Source organism: Streptomyces sp. JNUCC 63 (assembly GCF_054366325.1).
In genome coordinates this window covers 7,247,715-7,269,615 of the sequence record NZ_CM135963.1, presented here as the reverse complement: position 1 = coordinate 7,269,615, position 21,901 = coordinate 7,247,715, and the positions used below count along the sequence as shown (strand labels likewise).

Here is a 21,901-nt window from a genome sequence, read left to right as displayed (position 1 = left end):
CTCACGGCCGTCCCACCTGCCGTCACCGCTGCTCCCAGGAGCGGAAGGCGCGCAGCGCCTCCGGTGTGGTCACGACCTCCAGGTGCTCGTCGTCCTGGTCGCCGCCGCCGAGGGCGGCCAGCAGCCGCCGGGCGGGGGCGTTGCGCTCGGTGCGCTCGGCCGTCAGCCGGACCTTGGCGCAGCCCAGTTGATCCGCACGGTCGGCCAGCCACTGCAACATGCGTTCCTCGACGCCCCGTCCGAGCGCCCGGCAGCTCATCAGCCAGGCCAGTACGTCGAGTTGGCCGCCGTTCGAGCGCAGGGCGAGCAGGCCGATCTGGCCGTAGTCGCCGAACCGGTCGCGCGCCACGGCCGTCCACACCTCGCCCCGCTGTCGCCACCGGGTCACGTCGCCGCCCTCGGACGAGCGGGCGCGCAGGGTGAACTGGTTGGTGCGACGCACCAGTTGTTCGGCCCGCTGGACGTCGGGCCCGGCGAGGGCCCGGACGTCGACCTCCAGTTCAAGGCTCGCCAGGAACTCCTCGAAGCCGGCCTGCTCGCGTACGGCGTCCCGCTCCCGCTCCTGCTCGTAGAAGCGGGCCCGCAGCGCGTCCTCGGCGGTCGCGGCGGCCGGGACCAGCGGCCACAACCGGTCCAGGAACTCCTTCAGTCCGGCCGCCGGAGGGCAGGTGACCGACAGCACCCGGGGCAGCGCCGAGCGCATCCTGGCGATCTCCGCCGGGTTGTCGTCCAGGAACAGGAAGCTGTCCGGACCGAGGTTGAGAGTGCGCGCCGCCTCGGCCAGCCGGCCCGGCTTGGGTCCCCAGGCCGCGGACAGCACGCTGAAGTGCTCGGGCTTCAACAGGCTGTCGGGGCGGTCCAGGACGGCCCGGACGGTCGCCTCGTCGTTGTTGCTGACCAGGGCCAGCAGCGCGCCCGCCTCCCGCCACCGCAGCAGTCTGCGGGCGAGCAGCGCGCGGGGGCCGGTGAGGTCGACGGCCTCCGGACCGATCTCGCCGGCGACTCCGCCCCACAGGGTCTCGTCGCCGTCGACCGCGATCACCTTCGGCGCGGGGCGCAGCACGGCCCGTACCACCTCGGCCAGACGCAGCGCGACCGCCGCTTGGAAGGGTGGCGTGAACGGCAGGTGGGCCAGCCGCTCGGTCCGCTCGTCGAAGCGGTCCTCGACGCGGTGGTGCCGCGTCCAGTCGTCGGGCCCGACCACCGCGACGCCGGGCAACTCGGCGAGTTCGGCGGCGACGTCGCGCTCCCACCGCGCGAGGCGGTCCTCCGCGCGGGCGGCGGGCAGGAAGCCGACGACCAACGGCTTGCGGACACGTTCGACGAGACGCCTGACCGCGGCCGGGCAGGCGGTGCGCAACTCGGCCAGCAGCCCGTCGTCCACCGGCCCGAACCGCTCCAGGTCCACCGCCCGCAGCAGCACGGCACCGACCGCGGTCGCAGGGTCCGCGAAGACGCCCGCGGGGTCCTGGAGGGCGGCGAGCACGTGGTGGTACGGCGCTTCGACGACCGTGAGCCCGCCGCCCTCAGGGGCGGCCCCGTCGTTGACGGCCGCCTCGCACATCAGCGGCAGGTTACCGAGAGCGAAGGTGGCGGCGAGCGCCAAGGAGCGGCCGGACGTGGCGACTTCGGCTGCGTCGGCCTGCGCGGCCCCGGGGCCTTCCGCAGCGACAGCCTGCCCACCGGCGGAAACCGTCCCGGCCGGCGACCGGCCGGCGGCAGCGCTCGCCGCAGGCGCGCCGGTGAGGCAGGCCCCGGACGGGGTCCCCTGAACGGTCGTGGGAGCCGGGGCGGCGGACTCGGTCGCCGCGAGGTGCCCGGCGCGTACCGGGGCCGTCGGGTTCTGCACCGTCTCCGCGAGCAGGTGGAGGAACTCCTCGCCCAGTTCCGTGGTGGTGCGGGCGTCCAGGATGTCCAGGTTGTGGTCGAGGCGGATGCGGGAGGCGTCCGGGGTCATGGTGACCATCAGGTCGAGATCGGAGTAGCCGGTGCCGGCCGGCAGGACCTCCAGGTGGGTCAGGCGGCGCGAGGAGCGCACGTAGTTGAAGTACACCTCGACCAGCGGCGCGTTGTGCCGGTGCAGGCCCTGGCGGGCCAGCGTGGCCAGGACGTCGGAGAACACGGCGCCCTTGGCCAGCACCCGCCGCAGGCGGTCGTCCGTGCGGCGCAGCACCTCGGCGACCGGCTCGCCGGGCCGGGCCTCGGCCGGGAAGGGCACCGGGACGCCGAAGAAGCCCACCGCGTCGTAGGCGTCGGCGTGGATACGGGTGTCCACGGGCACGGCGAGCACGAACCGCTCCCGCTCCCGCTTCCTGGTCAGCAGCACCGTCAGCGTGCCGAGGCAGAACGCGGCGGGGGTGATCGCCAGGCTGCTCGCGGCTGCCGCGATCCGCTCGGTCAGCCCGTCGGGAATCGTCACCGTCACACTGCCCGCCCGGTACGACCGCTCGGCCGGGCGCGGCCGGGAGAGCTCCAGGTCGAGCCGCCGGCTGCCGTGGAAGGCCTCCCGCCACCCGGCGCTCGCCCCCTCGCCGCCCTGCTGGGCCTCGACGAGCAGGGCGATGTCACGGTTGGTGACGGCGTCGCCGAGCGGCGTGCCGGACAGTTCCGCGTCGATCTCCGCGGCCACCAGCAGCAGCGACTGCAGGTCGCTCACGGCGTGGTGGGCGCCGAAGACGAGGATCTGATCCCGCTCGCCGCCGTCCAGCAACTCGAAGCGCCACAGTGGTGCCTCGGCCAGGTCGAACGGCGGCTCCAGCAGTCGGCGCAGCCGGTCGGCGGGGTCGGCCCCGCCCTCGCCGGCCGGGCAGGTCGTCCAGCGCAGCACCGGTCCTGCGATCTCGCGGTCCACGCGCAACTGCCGGCCGCCGTCGCCGCCGACGACGATCCCGGTGCGCAGGGCGGCGTGGCGGGCCACGAGCCGGTCGAGGATGCCGGTGAGCGTCTCGTGGGTCGTGGGCCGGGTCAGCCGTACGGCCAGGCCGATGCCGTGCGCCGCGTCCGGCATGCCGGGACGGGCGCTGCGCAGCAGTCGTACGACGTCGCGGGTCGCCGGGCGCAGTTCGGTCCCGGGCACCGGAGCGGCGCCGTCGGCGTCCTGCTGCGCCGCCGCCTCCCGCTCGGGCAGGGCCCCGCCCAGGGCCCGGGCGAGGCCGCGGATGTCGGAGGCGGCGAACACGTCGGCGGCCGGGAGTTCGACGCCCAGCTCACGGCCGAAGGCGTTGCGCAGCCGCACCAGCATGAGGGAGTCCAGGCCGAGTTCCTTCAGGGCCGTGCTCGCGGACGCGTCCACCGTTCCGCCGGACACCTCACCGACCCTTGCCCGTACGTACGCCTCGAGCCATGTGGCGCGGTCCTCGTCGCTCGTCGCGGCGAACACCCTCTTCACCAGGTCGTCGGAGACGGCCGTGCCGGCCGGGGCGGTGACCAGGTCGCCCAGGACGGGGCGGGCGCGCACCGCGTCGGGGACGAGGGACAGCATCTCCCGGTCCAGGGCGAGCGGCGCGAGCTGGCGGCGGGAGGTGGACAGGACCCGTTCGAAGAGTTCGCCGCCCTCCTGCGGAGTGAAGGCGACCAGGCCGGAGCGGCCGGTCTCGGCGGCACGGGTGCCGGACTCGGCGACCATGCCGACGCCGGTCCAGGCGCCCCAGTCCAGGCTGAGCGCCCGCCGGCCGGCGTGGACCAGGTGGTGCGCCCAGGCGTCGAGGAAGGCGTTCGCCGCGCAGTACGGGCTCTGCCCGGCCGAGCCGAGAAGTCCGGCGGCGGAGGCGAACAGGACCAACGTTCCCGCCTCCGGGACCAGTTCGGTGAGCAGCGTGGTGCCCAGCACCTTGGGCGCGAGCACCCGCAGCACGCGGTCGTCGGTCAGGTTGGCCACGGTGGCGTCGTCGAGGACGCCGGCCGCGTGCACGACCGCCGCGATCGGCCCGACCTCGCGGCGTACGGCGTCCAGGGCGGCCGTGAGCCCGGCCCGGTCGGCGACGTCGGCGCGGGCGAGGTGCACGCCGACCCCGCGCTCTGCGAGCCCCTCGATCCAGCGGGCGGTGTCCGCGTCGGGCGTGCCGCGGCTCATCAGGGCCAGCCGTCGGACCCCGCGGCGGACCAGGCGTTCGGCGACGACCCGGCCGAGGCCGCCCAGACCTCCGGTGATCAGGTGCACACCGTCCCGGGTGAGCTCCCCGTGGCCGCCGTCGTCGGGGCGGGTGCGGGCCAGGCGCGGCACCAGGCGGCCCCCGGCGCGCAGGGCGACGAGCCGTTCGTCGTCCGCGTGCCGCAGCTGGGTCCACAGGTCGTCGACGCCGCCGGTGGGCGGCAGGTCGACCAGGGTGGTGGACAGTTCGGGGTACTCCTGCGCCACCGCGAGTCCGAAGCCCCAGGCAAGAGCCTGCTCGGGGTGGGTCACCCGGGTGCTGTCACCGGCGGCCTGGCTGCCGCGTGCGACCACGAACAGGCGGGGTGCGGGGCCCTGCGGACGGCCGGCGAGGGCGCGTACGAGGTGCAGGGTGCTCAGGCAGCACAACCGCGCCGCCTCCTCGGCCGTGGCGGCGTCCGCGACGGGCGGGGCGTCCAGCGCGGACAACTGGACCACCCGCTCGGGCGGTCCGTCCGGGAACGCCTCGGCCAGCAGCCTGGCCAGGTGCCGCGGATCGGCCGGGTCGAGGACGTACCGGCCGGGCCCCTCGGCGGCGAAGTCGCCGCCCCGGCGCGCGACGACGTGCGGCACCGACTCCCCCAGCCGCTCGCCGAGTTCGGCGGCGATCCCGCTGTCGTCGGCCAGGACGAGCCAGCTGCCGCCGGCCGGGGGCTCCTGCGCCACCGGGCGCGGCTGCCAGCGGGTCTCGAAGAGCGCGCCGTCCAGCGGGGAGAGCGCGGCGAGCCGGAACTCCTCGGCCTCCAGGACCAGTCGCTCGTTCTCGTCCCAGATCCTGAGGTCGACGGTCGCGGTGTCGCCGTCGACGGAGCGCAGGTGACAGGCCGCCCACGCGGGGGTGGTGCGCAGCCCGGTGTACCGCAGTCGTCCGACCCCGGCGGGCACGAACGCCCGGCCCTCCGGCGCGTCGCCGGGCAGGGCGGCGGTGTGGAAGGCGGCGTCGAGGACCGCCGGATGCAGCAGGTACCCGGCGGTGGGCTTGGCGGCGAGCCGGCCGACGGCCGCTTCACGCGTACGGCGGCCCTCCTCCAGGCCGCGGAAGGCGGGGCCGTACTCGATGCCGAGGACGGCCAGGGCGGCGTAGACGGCGGGCAGGTCGACCGCTTGCGCGCACCGCTCGCGTACGGCGGACAGCGACTCGCCGGCCGGGGCCTCGTCGTCGGTGACCGTGACACGCCCGACGGCGTGCCGCTCCCACCGTGCGGGCCGCTCGCGGGTGGGTGCGGAGGCGATGGTGAAGTCCTGGAAGCCGTCCTCGACGGGTCGCAGGACGAGTTGCAGCCGCACAGGACGCTCGGGGTCCAGGCGGAGCGGCTGGAGGAACTTCACTTCCGACAGGTGTACTTCGCCCTGTTCCCGCACCTCGGAGGCGGCCTCCAGGGCGAGGTCGAGGAAGGCGGCGCCGGGCAGCCAGACCTCTCCGTTCACCCGGTGGTCGGTCAGCTGGGCGAACCGGCTGTCGCGCAGGTCGATCTCGCTCTGGAAGGTGTGCCGGCCGGGCTCGTCACTGGACTCGACGTGGGTGCCGAGCAGCGGCGAGGAGCCTGCCGCGGCGGCCGGGGCGGGCGCGAGCCAGTGGCGTTCGCGGGCGAAGGCGTAGGTGGGCAGGTCGACACGGCGGCCGCGGGGGAACAGCGCCGTCCAGTCGGGCGTGTGCCCGGCGGCGTACAACTCGCCGAGCCGGCGCGGCAGTACGTCCGGCCCGTCCTGTTGCCGGCGCAGCGAGCCGATGCCGACCGCGTCGATCCCGGCCTCGGCCGCGACCGCCTCGACGGAGGACAGCAGTGAGGGGTGCGGGCTGAGCTCGACGAAGTAGCGGTAGCCGTCGTCGAGCATCCGGCGGACGGTGTCGGCGAACCGGACGGGCCGGCTGAGGTTGGCGAACCAGTGGTCAGCGTCCAGCCGGTCCCCGGAGACGGGTTCGGCCAGCACCGTCGAGTACAGCGCGGGGGATGTCCGGGCGGTGCCCCGGACGGCGGAGAAGCGCTCCAGCAGTTCCGCGCGCAGCGGTTCCATGAGGGGGGTGTGCGAGGCGAACGGCGTGGACAGGCGCCGTACCGCGATCTTCCGTTCCTCCAGGTGGCCGCGCAGCTCGGCCAGCGCGTCGGCGTCGCCGGAGACGGCCGTGGAGCCGACGCTGTTGACCGCGGCGACGAACAGCCGTCCCGCGTAAGGCGCGAGCAGGTCCTCCACCTCGCCGCGCGGCAACTCCACGGACACCATGCCGCCGCGCCCGACCAGGGGGGCGACGGCCTGGGCGCGCCCGGTCACCACCGTTACGGCGTCCTCGAGGGTGAGGGCGCCCGCGCTGTAGGCGGCGGCGATCTCGCCCAGGCTGTGTCCGACCACGGCGTCGGGGGTGACGCCGAGCGGCCGCCAGGCGGCGGCGAGCGCCGCGTTGACCGCGAACAGCACCGGCTGCAGATACTCGGTCCGGTCCATCGGGGAGAACTCCTCCGGTGCCCGGAGCACGTTGAGCACCGACCAGCCGGCCTGCCGCCGCACCGCCTCGTCGATGCGGGCCAGCTCCTCACGGAAGACCTTCGACCCTGCCATCAACTCCACGCCCATGCCGGGCCATTGACCGCCGTGCCCGGAGAAGACGAAGGCCACCTTGCCGGTCTGCTCCTGGCGGGGCGGGGTGAGCGGAGCCCGTCCGCTCGCCAACGCCTTCAGGGCGGACCTGAGTTCGTCGTGGCCGTCGGCCGGGATGGCCGCGCGCCACTCGAGGTGGCTGCGGTGCCGGGCCAGGGTGTGGGCCACGTCCGCGAGCGCGGTGTCGTCGGTGAGGTGCCGGGCCAGGCGGGCGGCCTGACCGCGCAGGGCCGCCTCACTCCGGCCGGACAGTACGAACAGCTGCTTGCCGGGAGGGAGTTCGGTCGCCTTTTCCGCCGCTTCCGTCCTGGGTGCCTCCTCGACGATCACATGCGCGTTGGTTCCGCTGATGCCGAAGGAACTGATGCCGGCCCGCCGGGTCCGCTCCCCCGCCGGCGGCCACTCCACCGGCTCCTGGAGCAGGTGCAGTCCGCTGCCGTCCCAGTCGACGTGCCGGCTGGGGGTGCCGGCGTGCAGGGTGGCCGGCAGGGTCCGGTGGCGCAGCGACTGCACCACCTTGATCAGCCCCGCGACGCCCGAAGCGGCCTGTGTGTGCCCGAGGTTGGACTTCAGCGAGCCCAGGTACAGCGGGCGGCCCCGGGGGCGCGAGTCGCCGAACACCTGGGACAGGGCATTCGCCTCGATCGGGTCGCCCAGTGTCGTGCCGGTGCCGTGCGCCTCCACGTAGTCGATGTCCGCGGGCCGGAGTCCGGACAGCTCCAGCGCCCGCCGGACCACCTGTTCCTGCGCGGGGCCGTTGGGCGCGGACAGCCCCTGGCTGCGGCCGTCCTGGTTGACGGCCGTGCCGCGCAGCACCGCCAGCACCTGGTCCCCGTCGCGCCGGGCGTCGCTCAGCCGCTTCAGTACGGTCATGCCGGCGCCCTCGGCCCAGACGGCGCCGTCGGCGTCGTCCGAGAAGGAGCGGCAGCGGCCGGTCGCGGACAGCCCGCGCAGCCGGCTGAACTCGACGAAGGTCTGCGGGGTCACCATGAGCGTCACGCCCCCGGCGAGCGCCAGGTCGCACTCCCCCGACCGCAGCGCCTGCGCGGCCAGGTGCACGGCCACCAGCGACGACGAGCACGCCGTGTCCACGGTCAGCGCCGGACCGTGCAGGCCGAGCGCGTAGGCGAGCCGGCCCGAGGCCACGCTGAGCGCCGAACCGGTGCCGACGTATCCGTCGAGCTGGTCGAGCCGGGAGCCGGCCAGGTAGTCGCTGCCGAACATGCCGACGTACACACCGGTGGTGCTCCCCGCCAGCCGGGCGGGCACGATCCCGGCGCGCTCCAGCGCCTCCCAGGCCGTCTCCAGCAGCAGCCGCTGCTGGGGGTCCATGGCGGCGGCCTCCTTCGGGGTGATGCCGAAGAAACCCGCGTCGAAGGACTCGATGTCCTCCAGGAAGCCGCCCTCGCGGGCGTAGGACTTGCCCATCGCGTCCGGGTCGGGGTCGTACAGCGACTCCACGTCCCAGCGGCTCTCGGGGAACGGGCCGACGGCGTCCCGGCCCTGAGCGACCAGCCGCCACAGGTCCTCGGGGTCGTTCACCCCGCCGGGCAGCCGGCAGGCCATGGCGACGACGGCCACCGGCTCGTCGGACGGGGTGGCCGGGGCCGGGGCGGTGCGCGTCTCGGACCTGCGGGTGCCGCGGCCGCTCGTCGCGAGCGCGGTGGTCAGCAGGTGCCCGGCGAGGCGAGCCGGGGTGGGGTGGTCGAACAGCAGGGTCGCGGGGAGCCTGGTGCCCAGACGGGCGCCGATGCGGTTGCGCAGTTCGACCGCCGTCACCGAGTCCATGCCGAGCTCGCGCAGCGGCCGGTCGGGGCGGACGGACTCCGCCGAGCGCAGGCCGAGGGCGCGGGAGGCCTCCTCGCGGACCAGGGCCATGACGCGTTCGGCGCGTTCGGCCTCGGGCAGCCGGGCCAGGCGGTCGGCGAGGCCGTCGCCGTCGGCCGGGCCGGTGCGGGGTGCGGGCAGCAGCGAGCGCCACAGCGCGGCCGAGGGGCCGTCCACGGCGGCCGTGGTCTCGCGCAGGCGGGGCAGGTCCAGGTTCCAGGCGACCAGGTGCGGGGTGCCCCGGCGCAGGGAGAGCTCGGTCAGCTCGACGCCCTGGCCGGGGGTGAGGGCGCGGTGGCCGAGGCGGGCCATACGGTCCAGGTCGGCGTGTTCGGCTGCCAGGCCCTCGCCCGCCCAGGCGCCGAAGGAGACGGACACGGCGGGCAGGCCGGAAGCCCGGCGGTGGTGGGCGAGCTGGTCGAGGAAGACGTTGGCGGCGGCGTAGTTGGCCTGGCCCGCGTTGCCGACGACTCCGGCGGCCGAGGAGACCAGCAGGAACAGGTCGAGCGGGACGTCGGCGGTCAGCCGGTGCAGGTGGGCGGCGCCGTCGGCCTTGGGGCGCAGCACCCGCACGAGGCGTTCGGGCGTCAGCTCGGCGACCACCCCGTCGTCGAGGACGCCGGCGCAGTGCACGACACCCCGCAGCGGCAGCTCGTCACCGATCCCGCCGAGCACCGCCGCGAGGGCCGCCGCGTCCGCGACATCGCAGGCGGCCACCTCGGCCTGGGCGCCCAGCGCGGTGAGCTCGGCGACGACCTCGGCGGCGCGGGAGTCCCCGTGCCCCTGACGGGACGTCAGCAGTAGCCGGGGCACGCCGCGTTCGGCGAGGAGCCGGGCGATGCGACGGCCTACGGCGCCCAGGCCGCCGGTGATCAGTACGGTGCCGTCGGTGGGAATCACGGCGGGTTCCGCGTCCGCGGTGCGGGCGCGCACCAGTCGGGGGGCGAGCAACACGCCGCCCCTGAGGGCCGTTTCGGGTTCGCCCGGGTGCGCGAGGGCCGCCAGCAGGGCTCCGGCGGGGTCGTCGGTGCCGTCCAGGTCGAGCAGGGTCAGCCCGAGGTCCGGGTGCTCGGCGCGAGCACTGCGGGCCAGGCCCCAGAGGGCCGACTGGGCCAGGGCGGGCACCGTGTCCCCGTCGCCGGCCGCGACCGCGCCGCGGGTCACCCAGACGGTGTGTGCCGGTGCCTGGCCCTGTTCCGCGAGTGCCCGCACCTCGGCCAGGGCCGCGGTCGCCCACTCGTGTGCCGCCGCTTCCGGTCGGGAGCCGGCCGCGGGTCGGGGCCAGAAGCGTACGACTGTGTCGGCGTCCTGTTCGCGCAGCCGCACGCCCGCCGCTTCCAGGCCGCGCACGGCCGCCGCGACCTCCGGGTCGGACGGGTCGCCGACGACGGCCCAGGAACCGCCGGGCACCTCGGCGGGCGGTGCGGCGAGGGCGGTCCAGGCCACCTCGTACAGGTGCCGTCCGTTCTCCGCGCCGGTGACGAGGTCGGCCGGGCTCGCGGCGCGCAGCCGTACGCCCTGGAGCCGGCCGGCCGGGAGGCCGTCGGCGTCCCACAGCGTCACGTCCAGTGTGAGCCCCGCGCCGGAGCCGTCCGGGTCGCCCGTCCGCCGTACAGACACGGTGAGTTCGCCGGTCGGGGTGTGCGGCAGGGAGCAGCGGCCCACGGCGACCGGCAGCAGCACCCGGCCGTCGGAGGCGGTGCCCCCGTCGAAGGCCGCGGCCACGTGCAGTGCGGCGTCCAGCAGCGCCGGGTGGACCGGGTAGGGGTCGGTCACGTCGCGGGCGGTGGACGGCAGGGAGAGCCGGGCCAGCAGTTCGCCGTCTCCGGCCGGCACGGCCTCCCGTACGCCCTGGAAGGCGGGGCCGTAGCCGAGGCCGAGCCCGGCCAGCCGCTCGTACGTCTCCGTGCTCCAAGCGGGTTCGGCGGTCCGGGGCCACTCGGGGGGCCGGCCGACCGGGGACGGGTCGGCCGCGGTGGCGGTGGCGGTGGCGTGCAGGGTCCAGCCGGCCTCCTGACCGCGCGGGCGGCTGTGCACGGTGATCTCCGGGACCGGGCCGGCGGTGACGACTTCCACGGACACCTCGACCGTGCCGGAGGCGGGCAGCACGAGCGGGGCGAGCAGGAACAGGTCGGTCACGTCGGCCGTCTCGTCCGGGCGGGCCACGGCGAGGGCGGCGCGGCACAGCTCCAGCACGGTGGTGCCCGACACCACGGTCCGGCCGAAGACGCTGTGGTCGGGCAGCCAGTCGGCGGTGGCCGGGGACCACTCGTTGCGGAAGGTCCAGCGGCTCTCGTCCGCGGACTGGAGCTGGATGCCGAGCAACGGGTGGGCGGCGCGGTCGAGCAGCCCGGGCGCGCCGGCGGTGGACTCTGGCTCGATCCAGTGGCGTGGGGCGTCCCAGGCATAGGTCGGCAGATCGGCGGGTGCGGTGTCGGCGACCAGCCGCCGCCAGTCGACTTGCTGTCCGTGGACGTGGAGTTCGGCGGCGGCGCGGTCCAGGCAGGCGGGTCCGTCCTCGTCGCGGCGGAGCGAGCCGACGGCGACCAGGGCGTGGCCCGGGTCCTCGCCGATCGTGTGCAGGGCGGTGAGCAGCGAGGGGTGGGGACCGAGTTCGACGAAGCACCGGTAGCCGTCGGCGGCCATGCGCTCCACGGTGGAAGCGAAGCGGACGGGTTCGCGGAGGTTGGTGTACCAGTAGCCGGCGTCGAGTTCCTCGGTGACCGGCTCGCCGGTGACCGTGGAGTACCAGGTGACGGAGGTCGGACAGGTGGTGACGCCGTCGAGTTCGTCGAGGACCGTCGCGCGGACCGGCTCGACCTGGGCGCTGTGGGAGGCGTAGTCGACGTCGAGGCGGCGGACGAAGACCTGCTCGCGCTCGAGGTCGGCGAGCAGGGTCTCGAGCGGTTCGACGGCACCGGCGAGCACGGTGGAGCGGCCGCTGTTCACGGCGGCGACCGAGACCTGCCCGTCGAGATCGTCGAGGCGGGTTTCGACGTCGGTGTGCGGCAGGGCGACGACGGCCATGGCGCCGCTGCCGGACAGCCCGGTCAGGGCCTGGCTGCGCAGGGCGACCACCGCGGCGGCGTCGTTGAGGCTGAGCGCCCCGGCGACGCAGGCCGCGGCGACCTCGCCCTGGCTGTGCCCGATGACGGCGTCCGGCCGTATGCCGCGGGCCCGCCATACGGCGGCCAGCGACACCATCACCGCGAAGAGCACCGGCTGGACGACGTCCACGCGGCCCAGGGACGGCGCGCCCGGCTCCCCGCGCAGCACGGCCGCCACCGACCAGTCGGTGAACGGGCGCAGCGCGCCGTCGCAGCGGTCGAGTTCGTCGGCGAACACCGGGTCGGTGGCGAGCAGGTCGCGGGCCATACCGGCCCACTGGGCGCCCTGTCCGGGGAAGACGAAGGCCACCTTGCCGGGCGGCAGGGCCGGCCGGGGGCCGGCGGTCAGGTCGGGGTCCGGCTCTCCGTCGGCCAGTGCGCGCAGGGCGGTGAGCAGGTCGTCACGGCCGCCGGCCCGGACGACGGCCCGGTGCTCGAAGTGGGTGCGGTGGTGAGCCAGCGTCGCGGCCACGGACGGCAGGGGCAACCCCGGCTGAACAGTGAGGAGTTCGTGGAGCCGTGCGGCCTGTCGCCGGAGGGCGGGAAGGGTGCGGGCGGACAGCGGGTAGAGGGACGGCTCGGGCAGCTCCCCCTCGATGACGGGCCGCTGGAGGTCCTGGGGCGCTTCCTCCAGTACGACGTGCGCGTTGGTGCCGCTGATCCCGAAGGCGCTCACGCCCGCCCGGCGTGTCCGGTCCTCCTCGCGGGGCCACGGCTGGGCGTCGCTGTGCACGCGCAGGCCGCTGCCGGCCCAGTCGATGTGCTCGGTGGGGGTGGCGGCGTGCAGGGAGGCGGGTATCAGCTCGTGCTGGAGGGCCAGCACGGTCTTGATGACGCCGCCGATGCCCGCCGCGGCCTGGGTGTGGCCGATGTTGGACTTCAGGGAGCCGATGCCGAGCGGCCGGCCGGCCGGGCGGCCCGGCCCGAAGACGTTGGCCAGCGCCCGGCCCTCGATCGGGTCGCCGAGCCGGGTGCCGGTGCCGTGCGCCTCCACGTGGTCCAGGTCGTCCGGCTCGAGTCCGGCCGCGTCCAGGGCGGCACGCAGCACCCGCTCCTGGGCCGGCCCGCTGGGGGCGCTCAGGCCCTGGCTGCGGCCGTCCTGGTTGATGGCGGAACCCTTGACGACGGCGAGCACCCGGTCACCGTCCCGGCGGGCGTCGGCGAGCCGCTTCAGCAGCACCACACCGCAGCCCTCGGCCCACACCACGCCGTCGGCGTCGGCCGAGAACGGGCTGCACGTCCCGGAGGGCGACAGTCCGCGCAGCCGGCTGAACTCCACGTGCCCGCGCGGGGTCACCAGCAGGGTCGCCCCGCCCGCGAGCGCGAGGTCGCACTCCCCGCTCGTCAGTGCCCGGGCCGCCAGGTGCAGGGAGACGAGGGAGGAGGAGCAGGCGGTGTCGACGGTTACCGCCGGGCCCTGCAGGCCCAGGGTGTAGGCGATGCGCCCGGAGGCCACGCTGGGTGCCGTTCCGGTGCCGACGTGCCCGTCGAGCTGCCCGAGGGAGGCGGAGGCGAGGTAGCCGCTGTCGTACAGGCCGACGTAGACGCCGGTGGAGCTGCCGTGCAGCGTCCGGGGGACGATGCCGGCCCGCTCCAGCGCCTCCCAGGTGGTCTGCAGCAGCAGCCGCTGCTGGGGGTCCATGGCCGCGGCCTCACGCGGCGAGATGCCGAAGAAGGCCGCGTCGAAGCGGTCGATGCCGTCGAGGAAGCCGCCGCGCAGGGTGTACGTCGCGCCGGCCGTCTCCGGGTCGGGGTCGAGCAGGCCCTGGGTGTCCCAACGGCCCGGCGGGACGTCGGAGATGGCGTCCTCGCCGGCGGTGAGCAGCCGCCACAGTCCCTCGGGGTCGTCGGCGCCGCCGGGGAAGCGGCACGCCATGGAGACGATCGCGATCTCGTCGTCCGTCCGCACCGGCCTGCCGCTCACCGTGCTCACCGTCACGTCGGTGGTCGTGGTGGGGCGTTCGCCGAGGACCGCTTCGGCGAGCTCGGTGATCGTGGGGTGGTCGAAGACGAGCGACGGCTCCACGGGCCGGCCGGTCCGCTCGGCGAGCTCGGCGGCCAGGGTCACCAACTGGCGTGACCCCAGGCCGAATTCGGCGACCGGACGGTCCGGGTCGACGGCCGGCGGGGTGAGCCCGGCGGCCTCGGCGACGGCCGCCGCCAACCAGGCGCGCAGGCCCTCGGCGGTGGTGACGGAGGTCTCGGCGGACTGCTTCGGGAACTCGTGCGCAGGCATCAGGGCAGGTGTCCTCAGGAGCGGGATGGAGTCGGGCGGGTGCCGTACGGCGGCTGCTGCGGCGCCGCGGGACCCGGATGTCGTACGGGCCGTGTGCCGGACCGGGTGACCGACGGGCGGGCCGTCACCGGCGTGGCACGCGGCGCCGGTGACGGGACGGCGTCACTCCTCGTCGGGCTCACCGGTCACGGCGAGGGTGCCGTCGAGGTAGGCCGCGCGGGTGGCGCGGCGCTGGATCTTGCCGCTGGAGGTCTTCGGGATGGTGCCCGGGTCGACCAGGACGACCTCGCGCAGCGACAGCCCGTGGGCCTCGCCGATCGCGCTGCGGACCTGGTCGGTGATCTTCTCGGCCTCGCCGACCGCGTCCGGGGTCACCTCGGCGACGACGACGGGCTGCTCGCCCTCGGTCCCCGCGTCCACGGAGAACGCGGCGGTGCAGCCGGGCCGCAGGGCGGGGTGGGACAGCTCGGCGGACAGCTCCAGGTCCTGCGGGTAGTGGTTGCGGCCGTCGATGACGATCAGGTCCTTCAGGCGGCCGGTGACGAACAGCTCGCCGTCGCGCAGGAAGCCGAGGTCGCCGGTGCGCAGGAAGCGGTCCTCGCGGCCGGGGAGGGTGGCGCGGAAGGTCTCGCGGGTGGCGAGGGCGTTGCGCCAGTAGCCCTTGGCGACGCTCGCGCCGGCGACCAGGATCTCGCCGACCTCGCCCTCGGGCAGCTCCTGTTGCCGATCGGGATCGGCGATCACCACGGTCAGACCGGGGCCGGGACGGCCGCAGCCGACGGCCGCCGCGTCCGAGGTGCCCGTGTGCGGGCCGCTCGCGTCGGCCTGGAGCAGGGTGGGCGGGGCGTCCACCGAGCCGCCCGTGACCATCAGGGTGGCCTCGGCCAGGCCGTAGCACGGGTAGAGGGCCTCGCGGCGGAAGCCGGCCGCGCCGAAGGTCTCGGTGAACCGCCGCAGGGTGGCGGCCCGCACGGGTTCGGCGCCGTTGAAGGCGACCTTCCAGCCGCTCAGGTCGAGGTCGTCGAGGAGACCGGGCGTGGCGTGCTTCAGGCACAGCTCGTAGGCGAAGTTGGGGCCGCCGCTGGTGTGCGGGCGGTAGCGGGTGATCGCGGTCAGCCAGCGCTCGGGGCGCTGCAGGAAGTGCAGCGGCGAGAAGAGGGTGGCGGTCACGCCGAGGTGGACGGTGTTCAGGACCGGGCCGATCAGGCCCATGTCGTGGTAGACGGGCAGCCAGCTGACGAACATCTCGTGCCCGTGCTCGGCGATGGTGTCCGGGGTGTGGCCCATGCGCTCGGTGACGAGCTGCTCGTTGTGCAGCAGGTTGCCGTGGGTCACCATCACGCCGCGGGGGGCGGAGGTGGAGCCGGAGGTGTACTGCAGGAAGGCCACCGAGTCGGCGGTGAGGTCCGGTTCGCGCCAGGCGTCGGCCGCGTCGTCGGGTATGTCCTCGGTGGTGACGCGGGCGATGCCGTCCAGTTCGGGCAGGTGCCGTGCCAACGCGTCCAGGGCGCCGACGACTTCACGTCCGCCGAGGATCACCCTGGCGTCGGCGTCGGCGATGAGGCGCTTCATCCGGGTCAGGGCGCGATGGTTCTGCGAGCGCCCCTGCGGGGGCACGCCCGGCACGGCGACGACCCCGGCGGCGAGGCAGCCCAGAAAGGCGCTGACGAATTCCAGCCCGGGCGGGTACAGCAGCATGGCGCGGGAGCCGGCCAGACCGCGTTCCTGCAGCCAGGCGGCCACGGCCTGCGAACGGCGGGCCAGCTGCCCGTAGGAGACCTCCTGGATCTCTCCGTCGCAGTCACCGGTGACGAGGTACCGGTAGGCGGTGCGATCGGGCTGTAGTGACGCGTGTGCGGTCAGTAGGTCGACCAGGGAACGAGCCATGTGACGAGTCTCACCTGTCCGGAATGTCGGGCGAGGGAACCTGAGTTCGATGGTCGTGTGATGTGCATGCACAGAAGCCGTGGGCCCGGCCTGGCCCCCTTGCCAGGCCGCCCGGCCTCGACCACCCGCCCGGGGAACCGCGACCCTGCGGCAGCGGGCCCCCGCGCCCCCCGTTCACTTTGCTACTAGCGAGTAGCACCTTAACAAGTCCCGGCCGGTCATTGGGGCGAATCCACGTAAACGTCGTGTGTCCAACCGGAGTTGAGCCGTCACCGACCATATCCCCTTGCTTGCGGTACGGCTTTCAAGCTTTCCGCGCCACAAAACAGACGTGGGGCCGGGTCAGCCGCCCACCGGGCTCCTGCACCAACCGCGCCACGACCACCAGCCCGGCCCGCGCCAGCAGTTCGGCCACGCGTTCCACAGGCAGCAGATGCCACTCGTAGGACACGGGGTGGCCGTACCCCTGCGTGGGCCGCCGGTGTTCGTCGCCGACGTGGCATCCCCCACAGCAGATGGCCGCCGGGTGCGAGCGTGCGATGAAACTCGGCGAAGAGCCGCGGCAGCCCCGCGGGCGGCGTGTGATGAGTGGAGTACCGGGCGAGGATGCCACCGAGTACGCCGCCGCCGAGGCCGAGCGCGGTCATCGAACTCTGCACGAACCGCAGATCCGGGTAGGTACGCCGGGCCAGTCCCACCATGCCGTCCGACAGGTCGACGCCGAACGCCGGAAGCCCCGGGCCGGCCAGGTGAGCGGCCACCCGGCCGGCCCCGCAGCCCAGGTCCGCGACCGGGCCCGGGGCGGAGCGTCGTACCGTCTCGGCGAATGCCGCGAGCATGCCGCGGGAGAACGGGTCCGGCTCGGAGGGTTCCGGGACGCGTTCGGCACAGGCGGCGGCGACGGTGTCGTAGGAGTCGCGGACGGCCGTGAGGCAGGAGGGCTCGGACACGGGGGCGCGGCAGCGGAGCCTGGGCGGGTCCTCCGCCTCTCGGCAGGGCGGCGCCCGTGTCGCGTCGACACGGGCGATTTCACATTTCCTGCACCTGTCCACCACCCGTCCATCACGGGTTGTGTAAGCTCCTGGCGCTCCATTCGCACACTGAGGGGGGAACCTCATGCGTATACGCTCCGCGCTCGCCGTCGCCGCCACGGCGGGCGCCGTCGCCATCGTCACCGCCGCTCCCGCGCAGGCCGCCGAGTACTCGTCGGCGCTGAAGGTGAAGGGCGTCCAGTACGACGCGCCCGGGCGGGACTCCAACAACTGCCGTACGGGCAACACCAAGGACGAGTACCTGACGATCAAGAACTACTCGCGCACCGCGAAGGTCAACCTCAAGGGCTACGTCGTCAAGGACGCCACCGGCAACAAGTTCACGTTCCGCGCCAACCACTACCTCGAGCCCGGCGACTACGTGAAGCTGCGCGGGGGCAAGGGCACGGACTCCGACGCGAAGAACGTCGTCTACCGCCAGAACTGCAACTTCCTCTGGAACAACGACAAGGACACCATCTACCTGCTCAAGCCCTCCGGCGCCCGCGCCGACGTCCACTCCTACACCAAGGCCCGCGACGACCGGGACGGCAACGGCTACATCAACTACCACGGCTAGGGGGGACCGTGAACCGGAACCACCGGCCGCGGCGACCGCCCGTGAGAACCGGCACCCGGCGGCTCGGCAGACACCACCGCCTGTGGGCGGCGGGCATCGCCCTGTTGGCCGTCGGAGCCGTGGGCTGCGGAGCGTCCGAGGCCGCGAAACCGCAGCCGACCGTGACCGTCACGGCCACGGCCACCGCCACCGCCACGGCGACCGAGACCGTCACTCCCGAGCCCACCGCGACGGTCACCACTACCAGGACCGTCAAGACGCCCGGCCCGACGGTCACCGTCACCAGGACCGCCCTCGCCGCCGCCGGCACGGGCACCGGCCGAAGCGGCGGCAGCGGAAGCGGTACCCGCAGCGGTACGTGCTCGATCGTCTCCAACTCCGGCAACTGTTATCAGGCGGGGCAGTTCTGCCGCAACAGCGACCACGGGGCACGGACCACCACCGCGAGCGGCGCGCCGATCACCTGCGCCTACCGCTCCAACGCCTGGCGCTGGACGTACTCCTGACCAGCCTCGGGCCCTGGCGGCCCGCCCGGTGAGAGCGGTTACTCCTCCTCCACCGGGCGGGCGCGCCCGGCCTCCGGGAGTTCGCCCTGCTTGGTGCGGATGTGCAGCACGTCGCCGATGAACAGGTCGTACACCAGGACACCGACGACCCCGCCGACGAGCGGCCCGACGATGGGGATCCACCAGTAGCCGCTGAACGATCCGGCCAGGCTGCCGGGGAACGCCAGGTCTCCCCACCCGACGGCATAGGTGAGCAGGCGCGGCCCGAAGTCGCGGGCCGGGTTGATGGCGTATCCGGCGTTCGCCCCGAAGGAGAAGCCGATGGCGGCCACCACGAAGCCGATGATCAGCGGCCCGAGGTTGGCCTTCACCGCCATGTTGCGCAGGTCGATGACCGCCGCGATCAGCATGACCAGGAACGCGGTGCCGACGATCTGGTCCACCAGCGGACCCCCGTAGCCGCCGTGGAAGTAGGGCGCCGGGAAGGTGGCGAAGATCGAGAACGACGCGAGTGTGTGCCCGTTCGTCTTCGGTCCCTTCATGGCCTGGTCGAAGGCGCCGATGGCGTCGTGATAGACGGCGTACACCAGCGCCGCCCCGGCGAAGGCGCCCACCACCTGCGCGATCCAGTACGGGACCACCTTCGCCCAGGGGAACTTACGGCGCACCGCGAACGCGAGTGTCACCGCGGGGTTGATGTGTGCCCCGCTGACGCCTCCGGCCACGTACACACCGAAGACCACCGCGAAGCCCCAGCCCCAGCCGATCAGCAGCCAGTCACCGGCGCTGATGAGATTCGTCGTGGGCCCCGAGGTGCGGCCCGAGCCGGGCAGCGCGGCGACCGCCACGGCCACCGAGCCGCATCCGAAGGCGACGAGGACGAGGGTCCCCAGGAACTCTGCCATGCATTCGCCCCAGAGTCCTCCACGGCGCCTGAGCCGTGAGGGGCTCAACAGGGGTGGGATTTCCACGGCCATATTCGGCCCTCTCATCGAACAGTCCGGCGGACGGCCGGCACAGCCCTCCACAGGGCGGCTCCAGGTACTGACCAGTCTGCGCGCGCGGGTGGGCCGTGGCCACTCGGCCGAACCGGACAACATGGGGACGCGATGTCCTTGGCGCCCGTTCCCCATCGGACGACCGGGCCCCGCGGCCGGGCCGGTACGCCCGTCGGCACACCCCCGCAACGGCCCGTCGACCGCTCCGCGTCTCCTCAGGGATGAGCACCCATATGGGTGACATTGTTCATCCCGTCGGTGCGGAGAGCCGAGGATTAGGGGCGCGTTGCACGCTTCTGCCGCGTCAGCGCGACAGTATCCGAGTGGCAGCCCGGCGATGACCGAACAAGACTGAGCCATGGTTTCGTGATCAGGAGGAAACACACGGTCTCGGGAACCGGGCACCGCTGACCGATGGTTTTCGACCTTTCTCAGGGAGCTCGCATGGTGGAGAAGTCCACGGACATCCTGATGCCCGGGCCGGACGAATCCGCGCTCTCCGGACGAGGAGACACCGCCTCGGCGACGACGGACACCGAGAGGGAACTCGCCGTAATACTGGCGAACGTCGTACACGTCGATCACGTCGCGGTCGAAAGTCACTTCTTCGACGATTTGGGAGCCAATTCCCTCGTCATGGCCCAGTTCTGCGCCCGGGTACGGAAACGATCGGACCTGCCGTCCGTGTCCATGAAGGACATCTACCGCAACCCCACGGTCCGCAGCCTGGCCGCCGCTCTCGTCCAGGCCGCACCGTCGCCCGTCGACGTCCCGGCCCCGGCGTCCCCGGACTCGCCCACAGGGCCAGCCTCACCGGCCCGGACGACACCGGCGAGCACGGCGCGCTATGTGCTGTGCGGAACCACCCAATTGCTCATTTTCCTCGGATATTCATTCATCATCGGAATGGCCACCGCAAGGGGCTACGCGTGGGTCGCCGCGGGATCCGGGTTCCCCGGCATCTACCTGCGGTCACTCGTGTTCGGCGGCGCCGGATTCATCGTCCTGTGCGCCTTCCCGATCGCCGCCAAGTGGATTCTCGTCGGCCGCTGGAAACCCGGCGATTTCCCCCTGTGGAGCGCAGCCTATCTGCGCTTCTGGCTTGTCAAGGCGCTACTGCACGCCAATCCGATGATTCTCTTTGTGGGAAATCCACTGTACGTGATGTATCTGCGGGCCCTGGGCGCGCGGATCGGCAAGGACGTCACGATCCTCTCCCGTTCCGTGCCGGTCTGCACCGACCTGCTCACCATCGGTGCCGGCACGGTGATCCGCAAGGACTCGTTCCTCCTCTGCTACCGCGCGCACGCCGGACGCATCCAGACCGGCCGGATCACGCTCGGCCGGGACGTCTTCCTCGGCGAGAAGACGGTGCTCGACATCGACACCGCGATGGGCGACGGAGCGCAGCTCGGTCACGCCTCCGCCCTGTACCGCGGCCAGCGCGTCCCGGACGGCGAGCGCCGGCACGGCTCCCCCGCACAGCCCACGACGGTCGACTACATCCGGGTGGAACCGGCCCGGTGCGGCACGCTGCGCCGCGCCTGCTTCTCGCTGACCACCCTGCTGCAGTTGTTCTTCCTGTACCTGCCGCTCGCGGTCGGCGGCTTCTACATGCTGTTCGCTCAGGTCCCGGCGCTGCGCACGCGGCTGGACACGGGCACGGCCCTGTCCACGGTCCCCGAGTTCGTCACCGACACGCTGCTCCTGTCCAGCGTGCTGTTCTTCGGGGCCGTCGTCCTCGGCCTGGTCGTCCTGTTCACCGTTCCCCGGCTGCTGAACCTGGCCATCAAGCCCGACCGGGTCTATCCGCTCTACGGCTTCCACTACGCCCTGCACCGGACGGTGGCCGGCATGACGAACATCAAGTTCTTCACCTGGCTGTGCGGCGACAGCTCCTACATCGTCCCCTATCTGCGCTGCCTCGGATACGACCTGTCCCGGGTGGAGCAGACCGGATCGAACTTCGGCACCGAGGTCCAGCACGAGACGCCGTTCCTGGTGTCCGTCGGCAGCGGCACGATGGTGGCCGACGGGCTGTCCGTCATCAACGCGGACTTCTCCAGCACCTCGTTCCGGGTGAGCCGGGTGTCGATCGGTCCGCACAACTTCCTCGGCAACAACATCGCCTATCCGGCCGGGGCCAGGACGGGCGACAACTGCCTGCTCGCGACGAAGGTGATGGTCCCCCTCGACGGCGAACTGCGCCAAGGCGTCGGACTGCTCGGCTCACCGTGCTTCGAGATCCCGCGGTCGGTGGAGCGCGACACCCGTTTCGACCACCTCAGGACCGGTGACGCGCTGCACCGCAGTCTCGCCGCCAAGAACCGTTACAACCTCCGTTCGATGGCGCTGTTCCTGCTGCTGCGCTGGGTGCACGCCGCGCTGCTCACGGCGCTCGCACTGGCCTCCGTCGACCTGTACGGCACGCTGGGCCATACGGTGATCGCCGGCTATCTGGCCCTCACCCTGGGGTTCACCGCCGTCTACTGGGTCCTGGTGGAGCGGGCCGTCGCCTCCTTCCGCGCGCTGCGGCCGAGGCTGTGCTCCATCTACGACCCGTACTTCTGGTGGCACGAGCGCCTGTGGAAGGTGCCGGACGAGTACCTCGACGTGTTCAACGGGACCCCGTTCAAGAGCTTGGTGTGGCGTCTGCTGGGCGTGCGCGTCGGACGCAGGGTCTTCGACGACGGCTGCTACATCACCGAGCGCACGCTCACCACCATCGGGGACGACTGCACCCTGAACGCCGGAAGCAAGATCCAGTGCCATTCGCAGGAGGACGGCACCTTCAAATCGGACCGTACGACGCTCGGCGCCGACTGCACGCTCGGGGTCGGCGCGCACGTGCATTACGGCGTGACGATGGGCGACTCGGCCGCGCTGGCCCCCGATTCCTTCCTCATGAAAGGCGAGGAAGTCCCCGCGAGGGCGGAATGGGGCGGAAACCCCGCCGCGCCGACAGCGAGTTGAGGAAGAGGATT

General features: G+C 73.4%; 6 protein-coding genes and 1 pseudogene. 3 read left to right on the top strand and 4 right to left on the bottom strand.

Annotated elements, in window-relative coordinates; genetic code table 11:
- Nucleotides 1–22: 22 nt before the first annotated feature.
- The 3 genes and pseudogenes from ACX25U_RS33500 to ACX25U_RS33490 form a co-directional block, all read right to left on the bottom strand.
- Complete coding sequence (locus ACX25U_RS33500; protein ID WP_454385612.1) at nucleotides 23–13,915, bottom strand: SDR family NAD(P)-dependent oxidoreductase; 13,893 nt, start codon at nucleotides 13,913–13,915, stop codon at nucleotides 23–25.
- A gap of 162 nt (nucleotides 13,916–14,077) precedes the next feature.
- Complete coding sequence (locus ACX25U_RS33495; protein WP_454385611.1) at nucleotides 14,078–15,802, bottom strand: fatty acyl-AMP ligase; 1,725 nt, start codon at nucleotides 15,800–15,802, stop codon at nucleotides 14,078–14,080.
- A gap of 304 nt (nucleotides 15,803–16,106) precedes the next feature.
- Nucleotides 16,107–16,752, bottom strand: a pseudogene (locus tag ACX25U_RS33490) (class I SAM-dependent methyltransferase).
- Nucleotides 16,753–16,918: 166 nt separating this feature from the next.
- Here ACX25U_RS33490 and ACX25U_RS33485 point away from each other — a divergent pair.
- Both ACX25U_RS33485 and ACX25U_RS33480 read left to right on the top strand, forming a co-directional pair.
- Complete coding sequence (locus ACX25U_RS33485; protein WP_454385609.1) at nucleotides 16,919–17,413, top strand: lamin tail domain-containing protein; 495 nt, start codon at nucleotides 16,919–16,921, stop codon at nucleotides 17,411–17,413.
- 41 nt (nucleotides 17,414–17,454) lie between these two features.
- The gene (locus tag ACX25U_RS33480) at nucleotides 17,455–17,919 is read left to right on the top strand and encodes a hypothetical protein (protein WP_454385607.1); all 465 of its coding nucleotides are present in this window, start codon (nucleotides 17,455–17,457) and stop codon (nucleotides 17,917–17,919) included.
- Between the two features lie 38 nt (nucleotides 17,920–17,957).
- Here the strand turns inward: ACX25U_RS33480 and ACX25U_RS33475 are convergent, their stop codons facing one another.
- Nucleotides 17,958–18,896 carry an MIP/aquaporin family protein gene (locus ACX25U_RS33475; protein ID WP_454385605.1) on the bottom strand — a complete coding sequence of 313 codons (939 nt, stop codon included), beginning with the start codon at nucleotides 18,894–18,896 and terminating at the stop codon, nucleotides 17,958–17,960.
- 465 nt (nucleotides 18,897–19,361) lie between these two features.
- Between ACX25U_RS33475 and ACX25U_RS33470 the strand changes: the two genes are divergently transcribed.
- Complete coding sequence (locus ACX25U_RS33470) at nucleotides 19,362–21,890, top strand: Pls/PosA family non-ribosomal peptide synthetase (protein ID WP_454385603.1); 2,529 nt, start codon at nucleotides 19,362–19,364, stop codon at nucleotides 21,888–21,890.
- The last annotated feature ends 11 nt before the right edge of the window (nucleotides 21,891–21,901 follow it).